This window comes from Alphaproteobacteria bacterium (assembly GCA_030740435.1).
Classification (GTDB): domain Bacteria; phylum Pseudomonadota; class Alphaproteobacteria; order UBA2966; family UBA2966.
Map to the genome: position 1 here is coordinate 1 of JASLXG010000141.1, position 2,201 is coordinate 2,201.

Here is a 2,201-nt window from a genome sequence, read left to right on the forward strand (position 1 = left end):
TGACGTCTTCGGATTTTTCCTACAACGCCTACCGCGAGCTGGATGTGACGCTGGGCTATCACGAGAACTTCATGATGCCCAAGCCGTTGTGGCCGGTGCGCTCCGCGCCCTGGATCATGTCGCTCACGGGCGGCCGGGGGCTGAAGCGCTATCACGGCCCCAACCCGGCGGTCGACCCCAACGTCTCGCGGTATGATCACGAATGGCGGGCCAGCTTCCTTTCGGCGGCGCCGCTTACCAAGGACTGGTCGCTTTTGCTCAATCTATCGCGCGTCTGGGTGACGTCGAAGCTGCCCAACTACGAATACGACAACAAAATCGTCTCGCTGGGCGCGTCCTGGCGGTTTTAGGGGAGAGCGCCGATGACCAAAACACGATTGGGATGCGCTTTCCTGGCTGCCGTCCTGGCCACGGCAACAGCCCTGGCCGCCTCCGGCGCCGGCGCCCAGAACCTGGAGATCGGCGTTGCCGCGGCCGTCAACCCGCAGGCCACCGGCACGCCGCCGGCCCGGCAAACGCGGATCCTGAACGTCGGCATCAACGTCTTCGCCAGCGAGCGCATCGTCACCACTGCAGCGGGCCAGACGCAGATGCTTTTCCGTGACCAGTCGGCGCTGACCATCGGCCCCAACTCCGACGTGGTGCTGGACGAGTTCGTCTACGATCCCTCGCAAAAAACTGGCAAGATCGTGCTGCGCGCCACCAAGGGCCTGTTTCGCCTGGTCGGCGGCCGCATCAGCAAGAAGACACCGGTGCAACTGAAGACGCCGACGGCGACCATTGGCATCCGCGGCGGCATCGCCGTCATCGACATCGCGGCCAGCGGCGCCACCGATGCCACCTTCCTCTTTGGCGACGCCATGACCGTGGCTGCGGGCGGCGTCACCAAAGCGGCGACGCGGGCCGGTTTCGTCATTCAGACCTCGGCCCGGGGCGGGCCGCCGAGCGACCCGGTGCCAGCCACCGACGCCCAGATTCAGGGCTCGCTGGCGGGCCTCGAGGGCAGCTCCGAGAGTGCCGCCGCCTCGGGCGAGGATGCGCCCCAGGATTCCGACGTCGCCCAGTCGGGGTTGGCCGCGGTGGGGTCGAGCAACGATCCCGACGATGTCGCCCCGACCACGGCCGCCAGCGGCGCCGATGACGATACCGGAGCCGTCGATACCGGAGCCGTCGAGGAAACCGCCGACAAGGAAGAGGGCACGCAGAACAGCACCGGCGGCACCTCATCGCCGGACACCACGGTCACCGTTTCGGGCACCTTCAAGGGCCGCGCCAAGCACGCCACCAGCCCGGCCACGGTGGGCACCGACGATACTTCGTCCACCCTCAACATATCGTCGTCGAACGGCACCATCTCGGGTGGCGTCTTCAGCGGCACCTTCGGCGGCAGCGCCTTCAGCGCCAACGTCGACACGTTGGGCAGCGAATTCAGCGCCACGGCGACCGCAAACCCCTTCGGCAGCGGCACGCTCAGCGGCACGGGGCATCTATCCTCGGACGAGCAGTTCATCTTCTACGAGCTGACCGATCAGAGCGACAACCACAAGGTCCTGGTCTGGGCCGGCCAGCCCTTCACCGGCAGCCTGCCCACGGGCGCCACATACTATGCGCTGCAGAACGATTTCGTGCTGGGATCCGACTTCGCCCTTACCACCTCGGCGCTGAGTGGCGGCCTGAGCCCGACCGACAGCGAAGCGACGGCCGACACGGCCATCGTCTGGGGCACCGGAGCGTCTGGCTCGACGGCCATCTCCGGCACTGCCCAGCGTGCCTGGGGCCACCGCACCATGTTGATCAGCGGCCAGGGCACCAGCCAAAAAACCGTGATCGTGGTGGCCGGTGGCGAGGTCAAACTGGATTCCTCGAGCCGCCCCTTCCTGGACGGTGGCATGCTGGGAATGGCCCGGCTTTCGACCAGCGCCAACTCCATCCACACCGACGGCGACGTGTCCTCGGCCGACGACGGCGCCGGCAATGATTTTTTTGGCTCCTCCAGTCCCAACTTTTTCGTCATCGAGGGGGCCGGGGTGAGCACCAGCGACAGCATCCTCGGCCGCGGCCTGGTGGAAGACCCCGCCACCGGCACCACCAGCACCACCTACCACCCCAATGCCCTGGCGCTGCCGGCCAGCGTCTCGCTGGGCCGGCGCAGCACCCGGGACATGCACGGCTATTCCGGCGGCGCCTTGCAGAAGAAGGAT

The 2,201-nt window shown here is 67.0% G+C and carries 2 protein-coding genes; both read left to right on the forward strand.

All coding sequences use genetic code 11. The annotated features are described in order from the left end of the window. The coding region (locus QGG75_14515; protein MDP6068446.1) for a hypothetical protein at positions 1–350 on the forward strand (350 nt) is incomplete at its 5' end. Positions 351–362: 12 nt separating this feature from the next. Continuing rightward, a partial coding sequence (locus QGG75_14520) for a FecR domain-containing protein (GenBank protein ID MDP6068447.1) occupies positions 363–2,201 on the forward strand: 1,839 nt, incomplete at its 3' end.